General features: G+C 61.4%; 6 protein-coding genes. 3 read left to right on the top strand and 3 right to left on the bottom strand.

Translation table 11 applies throughout. The features are described from left to right. Nucleotides 1-286: 286 nt before the first annotated feature. From AWB69_RS20615 to AWB69_RS20605, 3 genes are all read right to left on the bottom strand, one after another. The gene (locus AWB69_RS20615) at nt 287-613 is read right to left on the bottom strand and encodes a DUF4148 domain-containing protein (RefSeq protein ID WP_063977865.1); all 327 of its coding nucleotides are present in this window, start codon (nt 611-613) and stop codon (nt 287-289) included. 200 nt (nt 614-813) lie between these two features. Further along, nucleotides 814-2,298: a YncE family protein gene (locus tag AWB69_RS20610; protein ID WP_062088094.1), complete on the bottom strand. Its 1,485-nt coding sequence runs from the start codon at nt 2,296-2,298 to the stop codon at nt 814-816. After that, a complete protein-coding gene (locus AWB69_RS20605) occupies nt 2,295-2,789 on the bottom strand; it encodes a DUF305 domain-containing protein (protein ID WP_082913495.1) in 495 nt (164 codons plus the stop codon). Before AWB69_RS20605 ends, AWB69_RS20610 begins: the two co-directional genes overlap by 4 nt. 219 nt (nt 2,790-3,008) lie before the next feature. On the opposite strand from AWB69_RS20605, the gene AWB69_RS20600 reads away from it, so the two are divergent. From AWB69_RS20600 to AWB69_RS20590, 3 genes are read left to right on the top strand one after another with little or no spacing between them, the layout of a single operon-like run. Continuing rightward, a complete protein-coding gene (locus AWB69_RS20600; RefSeq protein ID WP_062088092.1) occupies nt 3,009-3,464 on the top strand; it encodes a (2Fe-2S)-binding protein in 456 nt (151 codons plus the stop codon). Between the two features lies 1 nt (nt 3,465). Next, nucleotides 3,466-5,700 carry a xanthine dehydrogenase family protein molybdopterin-binding subunit gene (locus AWB69_RS20595; protein WP_062088090.1) on the top strand — a complete coding sequence of 745 codons (2,235 nt, stop codon included), beginning with the start codon at nt 3,466-3,468 and terminating at the stop codon, nt 5,698-5,700. A gap of 11 nt (nt 5,701-5,711) precedes the next feature. Continuing rightward, entirely contained in the window at nt 5,712-6,983 is a 1,272-nt protein-coding gene (locus tag AWB69_RS20590; RefSeq protein ID WP_231937175.1) for a c-type cytochrome, read from the top strand. The last annotated feature ends 36 nt before the right edge of the window (nt 6,984-7,019 follow it).

Genomic DNA, 7,019 nt, shown 5'->3' with positions numbered 1-7,019 from the left:
CAATCCGGAGCGCATGCAGCCGGAAGAACTAAAGCAGTTTGCTTGAAGTGACACGACAAGTACGTTGACAACCGCCGGAAACGCCAGTGCGCTCGAGCCTGCCAAGCTACTGGTATTTGCGTTTGTGGGTGAGCATGACCCGGTCAAGTTGCCGATTCCAAAGTAGGCGGCAAGGCGCAGACGATGGCCCGTTCTGCGCCGCCTTTCCCACTCGTTGTCATTGCGCGTTATTCGCAGAGACGGTATACGACAGTGACATGACCACCAGCAGTGTGGTCCAGCCGGTTCAGGACCCTGCATAAATATTGCAGAAACTGACCGGACCGACACAGGTTTCAGGACTTTGCGTACCGTTAAGCTTGACGCGTGGAGCACTCATACCAGAGCCAGCCGCGACGCCGCCATACGCGCTCGCATTTTTCTCCTGATTCGCGACCTGGTTCTGAAACACCGGACTGATATCCGGATACGATGCATTCGACACGTACTGCGAACCATTCTGCTCTGCTTCCACCAGTTGCTGGCGGACTTCGGAACGGGTCAGTCCTTGCGCGAACGCGCTTGAGGAAACAAGGACGGCGGTGGACAACGTAAGCCAGGCAAGTGTCTTCATTTTCGACTCCAGTGTGTTTAACGGGTTGGTACAAGGGCTAACACATTTCCCGCCGGATTTATTCCTGAGTTATCGAAAATAAATAGAGGCCTGCCTGCGCGACACCATCGGCACTTAAGACAAACGCCGCTGCAAGAAAAAACCGCCGGAGCATCAACTCCGGCGGCCGCATGAATTTGCTTCTGGTGAAACGCAAACACCTAGAGCGCTTGCACCTGCACGGGCGCACCCGGCTTGCCCGACACTCGCGGCGCAATCACCAGGTAGCGCCGTTTATCGGCGGGATGACTCACACCCGGCACGACTACCTGACGGATCTGCCCAATTGCGTTGACGATCGCCGCGCCGGCCGGGTTGGTCATGAACAATGCAAGCGATTCCACGTTGCCGCTGCCATCGGCGTTATCGGAAAGTCCCAATACGTACGGCGATTTCGGCTGCAAGCCAGTCGCCGATGCCTGCAACACCTGCAGCAAACCCTGGTCGAATAACGCGACGCTGGTAGGCGCCACGTCCGTCGCCTGACCCGTCCCTACCGGCACCAGGCTGAGGTGCGCACTCTCGCCCGCCAATCCAAGCGGTTGCGTGTTTTGCGTACCATCGCCTTCGGGCACTGCGTTCGGAACATAGACAACCGCTTGCGGCGCCTGCCCGATGGGGACGGTGGCGATGACCTTGTTGGTCAAGGTATCGATAGCGGTCATCCCATCGGCATTTTCCAGGCCGACATACACGCGGCTGCCATCGCCTGACGGCCAGATTCCATGCGGCAGCTTGCCGACCGGGATGGTCGCGACCTGCGAGAAGTCGTCGGTACGGAACACCTTTACCTGATTCAGGCCACCGACGGTCACATAAGCAAAAGTACCGTTGGCGTTATGCACGATGTTGACGTGGTTCGTGATCGGACCTGTATCAAGCACCTTTAGCGTGGCGAACGGCGGACGCGCGTCGAAGACCTGCGTCTTGCCCGTATCTTTCAGCGTGAACCAGACCTGCTTGCCGTCAGGCGTGGCCGCAATGTTCGGGCAGAACGGACTCACCTGCGTGACCTTGCCGACCAGCTTGTGATCGGCCACGGAGATCACGTCCACTTCAGGATTGAACGACGAGCACACGTACCCGTACTTGCCGTCGGGCGAGAAAATCTGCATGCCCGGTCCCGCAGGAGTGACGATGCGGGTCTTCTCCTCGAACGTGTGTCCATCCAGCACCGACACATAGTTTTCTCCCCGCACGGTCACCCAGACCTCGTTGCCGTCCGGTGTGAAAAACGCTTCGTGGGGTGCCCTCCCCACATAGGTCACATGCTTGACGGCATTGGTCTGCGTGTCGATGAACGAAACCGAGTTCGAGCCGATCGAGACCACGGCAATCGTGCGATGGTCCGGTGAGAAACCCATGCCATGCACGAGGACCTGCCCCTTGTACAACGGGCTGAAATTGCCCGGCGACGGATCGCCCAGACGAATCACGCCTACCAGTTTGTTGTCGACAGGGTCCGTGACGGAGACCGTGTTGGAGAACTGCTCGGCCGCATAGACGCGGTCGTGGTGGCTGATCGCCACATCAGGTGCGGACGCGGAATCAGGCGCCTGGCCCGCGCAAGCAAGCTGCGGCATGGCGGCGAAAGCGGCGGTCGCGAACACCGTCATCGCGACGGAAAACAGAGTGGCTCGTTTCATTTCATCTCCTGATCCATGCGCATCGGCATGGGCATTGTTGTGCTGGACGTGGGTTGGGCGGGTACTGCGTCTGACGGTGCCTGACCTTGATCCGGTGCCGGCGCCGAGGGAGGCAATGATTGACCAAGCGCGAGGCGCATGGCGGTGATTTCCTGCTGTTGCTCAACAATGATTTCCTGGGCTATCCGACGTAATTGCTCGTTGTGCCCATAACGCAGTTCGGCCTGCGCCATATCGATCGCGCCTTGATGATGCGGAATCATCATTGCGGTGAAATCGCGATCGACGTCGCCGCTCGGCTTGATGGACATCCCGCCCATCATGCGCGTCATCGCCTGGTCGTTTTCAGCGAGGAACGGTGTTTCCGGGCCTCCGTTCGCCGCGCCTGCAGCATGGGCTGCGGAACCGGCTGAACCCAGGGCAACGGCGGCAACGGACAGTGCCGCCGCGACGCCTCGGGCACGCAAGACCGTAATGAAATTGGAAGGCATGGACATTCACCTCGAAGAACGGGTGTGAATACATCAATGCCAGCGCTAACCCCTTTCCACAACTCTTTATTCCACGACTTTTTTCTCGACCGGTAAAAGAACGCAGCGGGCAAGCGCAGCCGGTGTCCCACAGGCGATTCAGCACGAATCGTCGTAATCTTGTATAAGGTTTCCGATTGAGACGGCCTATAGAAATCCCCACGACAACTGGAGTTGCAGATGACGACGCTTTCCATCAACGGCGAATCTCACACGGTCGACGCCCCGCCCGACATGCCGCTTCTCTGGGTGCTGCGTGATCTGGTTGGTCTCACGGGCACCAAGTTCGGCTGCGGTATCGCGCAATGCGGCGCGTGCACCGTGCACCTCGACGGTCAGGCAGTACGCTCCTGCGTGCTGCCGGTCGCAGCGGTTGGGGAGCGCAAGGTGACGACCATCGAGGCCGTCAGCACCACGCCCGCAGGCAAGAAAGTGCAGGACGCGTGGGTCGCGCTCGATGTTGTGCAGTGCGGGTACTGTCAGTCGGGTCAGGTGATGTCGGCGGCTTCGCTGATCGCCTCGAACCCGAACCCCTCGGATGCCGATATCGATGCAGCCATGGCGGGCAACATCTGCCGCTGCGGTACGTACAACCGTATCCGTGCCGCGGTCAAGCACGCCGCCAGGGGGGCGTGACATGTCGCGAGGATTACTCGATGCACAGAATCGCCGCACACCCGACGGCCTGAATCGGCGCACATTTCTAAAGCTCGGAGTATCGGTTGGCGCAGCGGTTGGCGGCGGCTTGCTGCTCGGTTTCAGCCTGCCCGCCGCGAGCCAGGGTGGAACTCCGCAGGGCAAATCGGTGATCGGCGGCGACGGCAACGAAGCACCGCAAAGCGGCGTATTCGAACCCAATGCGTTTGTACAGATCGACTCGGCGGGCAAGGTGACGCTGGTCATTCCCAAGGTGGAAATGGGCCAGGGAATCTATACGTCCATCCCCATGCTGATCGCGGAAGAACTGGAAGTGCCGCTGGACAGCGTGGTGATCGATCACGCGCCGCCCAACGAAAAGCTCTTCATGGACCCGCTGCTTGGCGGCCAGTTGACCGGCGGCTCGACGTCGATCCGCTATGCATGGGAGCCCATGCGAAAGGCCGGCGCCACCGCCCGCGTGATGCTCATTTCCGCGGCGGCGCAGCAATGGCAGGTCGACCCGGCGACGTGCCATGCGGAGAAAGGCGAGGTGGTGCATGCCGCAAGCAGTCGCCGTATCGGCTATGGACAACTTGTTGATGCCGCCGCGAAACTGCCCGCTCCGCAGGACGTGCCGCTTAAAGACCCGAAGGATTTCAAGCTGATCGGCACCGCTGCCAAGCGTCTCGACTCTCCTGAAAAAGTGGACGGCGCGGCCATGTTCGGACTCGATGTCCGCGTGCCGGGCATGGTCTATGCCGCCATTGTGAATAGCCCGGTGTTCGGCGGGACGCTCGCGTCTGTCGACGACACCAACGCGAAGAAGATCCCCGGCGTTCGCCAGGTGATCCGGCTCGACAACGGCGTGGCCGTGATCGGCGATCATACGTGGGCCGCCAAGCGCGGTGCGGCTGCGCTCGACATCAAATGGAACGAAGGCCGCGGTGCGGACTTTTCCACGGCCAAGGTAGTGCAGCAACTCGCCGATGCATCGAAGCGCGATGGCGCGGTGGCCCGCAAGGACGGCGACGTGAAGAAGGGCTTCAACGACGCCAAGACGCGCGTTGATGCGGTGTACCAGCAACCCTTCCTCGCGCACGCCACCATGGAGCCGGTGAACTGCACCGTGTCCGTGCGCGCTGACGGCTGCGATATCTGGGTCGGCACGCAAGTGCCCACGCGCGCGGTGGATACGGCAGTGAGAATCACCGGCCTCACCGCCGACAAGATCACCGTGCACAACCACTTGCTCGGCGGCGGCTTTGGACGCCGGCTGGAAACCGATTTCATCGCTCAGGCGCTGAAGGTCGGCAAGCAGGTCGGCACGCCCGTGAAGGTTACCTACACGCGCGAGGAAGACGTCCAGCACGACATGTATCGCCCGTACTACTACGACGTCATCTCCGCCGGCCTCGATGCCAGCGGCAAGCCCGTCGCTTGGCAACATCGCATTGTGGGGTCGTCCATCATGGCGCGGTTCGCGCCGCCTGCGTTCAAGAACGGCCTTGATCCGGACGCGGTGGAAGTTGCCGCCGACCTGCCCTACGACCTCCCGAACCAGTTCATCGACTATGTGCGGCAGGAACCCATGGACGTGCCCACCGCGTTCTGGCGTGGCGTCGGTCCGACTCGCGGAACCTTCGTAGTCGAAAGTTTCATGGACGAGCTGGCCGCGCAGGCGAAAGTAGATCCGGTGAAGTATCGCCACGACCTGCTGGGCAAGACGCCGCGCGCGCAGAACGTGCTCGACGTCGCCGCCCGTGAAGCCGGCTGGGGCAACACGCCGCCCAAGGGCCAGGGACGCGGGGTATCGGTGATGCACGCGTTCGGCAGCTTCTTCGGCATGGTGGTGGACGTCACCGTGAACGGCGACGGCGAAGTGGCCGTGAACCGCGTGGTGTGTGCGGTGGATTGCGGCATGGTGGTCAATCCGAACACCATCGAGGCGCAGATCCAGGGCGGCATTATCTTCGGCATCACGGCAGCGCTTTATAGCGAGATCACGATCAAGGACGGCCGCGTCGAACAATCCAACTTCACGGATTACCGGATGCTGCGGATCGACCAGACGCCTCCTATCGAGGTGCATATCGTGAAGAGTAGCGAGGCGCCCGGAGGCATTGGCGAACCGGGTACCGCAGCACTCGCGCCCGCGCTGACCAACGCGATTTTTGCCGCTACCGGCAAGCGCTTGCGGCAGTTGCCCGTTGGCCGTCAACTGCAAAGCGCATGAGGGACCACACAATGATCAAACATCTTGTTGCCACCCTTGCGCTCACGCTTGGCTTGCCCCTTCTGGCTCATGCTGCTGCGAACGACGATCCGCTCGTGGCCCGTGGCGCCTATCTCGCGAAGGTGGGCGATTGCGTCGCCTGTCATTCCGCGCCCAAGGGCAAGCCGTTTGCCGGCGGTCTGCCGATGACCACGCCCATGGGCAAGATCTATACGACCAACATCACGCCCGACCCGGATACGGGTATTGGTAAATGGAGCGAGGAGGACTTCGAAAAAGCGTTGCGCCAGGGCGTGGCGAGGGACGGTCACAACCTTTATCCGGCCATGCCCTATACGTCGTATGCGAAGGTCCGCGACGACGACGTGAAGGCGCTCTATGCGTACTTCATGCACGGTGTCGCGCCGGTGAACCAGGCGAACCGGCCGTCGGACATTCCGTTCCCGCTGAACATGCGCTGGCCGCTCAAGTTCTGGAACATGGTGTTCCTCGATAAAGGAGTCTATCGCGACAAGGACGGCCACGACGTTGCGTGGAATCGCGGTGCCTACCTGATCCAGGGCCTGGGCCATTGCAGCGCATGCCACACGCCTCGCGGTATTGCATTCCAGGAAAAGGCGCTGGATGAAAGCGGCAGCGCCTGGCTCACGGGCGGTGCGCTCGACGGCTGGTTTGCGTCGAACCTGACGGGCGAGCAGAACGTCGGGCTGGGGCGCTGGTCGGATGCTGAGCTGACCGCGTTCCTGAAGACCGGAGCGAACGCGCATGCGTCGGCGTTCGGGTCCATGACCGATGTGATCAACCACAGCACCCAGGGCATGGACGATCAGGATCTGGCAGCCATGTCCGCGTATTTGAAGTCGTTGCCGCCGGCCGGTGGCACGAATGCACCGGCCTATGCCTACGATCCGAAGGCCACTACCGCACTGCTGCAACATCCGGCCAATGACGCAGGCGCGAAGGTGTATACCGCGTACTGCATGCATTGCCACGGTGTGGATGGCCGTGCGTTCGCACCACTGCTTGCGCCGCTGGCGGGCAATCCGAACGTGATGGAGACGGACGCCTCGTCGCTGATCAACGTCACGCTGAACGGCACGCACGACCTCGTGATACAAGGCATTCCCGCCGCGTATCCAATGCCGAAATACGCGCCGGTGCTAAGCGATCAGCAGATCGCCGACGTGCTCACGTTCATTCGCGCCGGATGGAACAACGGTGCGCCCGCCGTTGCAGCAGCCGATGTCGCGAAGCTGCGCAAAACGACGCAGGCATCGCAGTAAGTCGGTTTGGTCTCAGCGAAAGCGGCGGCGGATTTT

Origin of the sequence: Caballeronia udeis (genome assembly GCF_001544555.2) — a bacterium.
In the GTDB taxonomy this organism is placed as follows: Bacteria; Pseudomonadota; Gammaproteobacteria; order Burkholderiales; family Burkholderiaceae; genus Caballeronia; species Caballeronia udeis.
The sequence above is the reverse complement of the archived record's forward strand: the minus strand, read 5'-3'. Positions and strand labels throughout refer to the sequence as shown.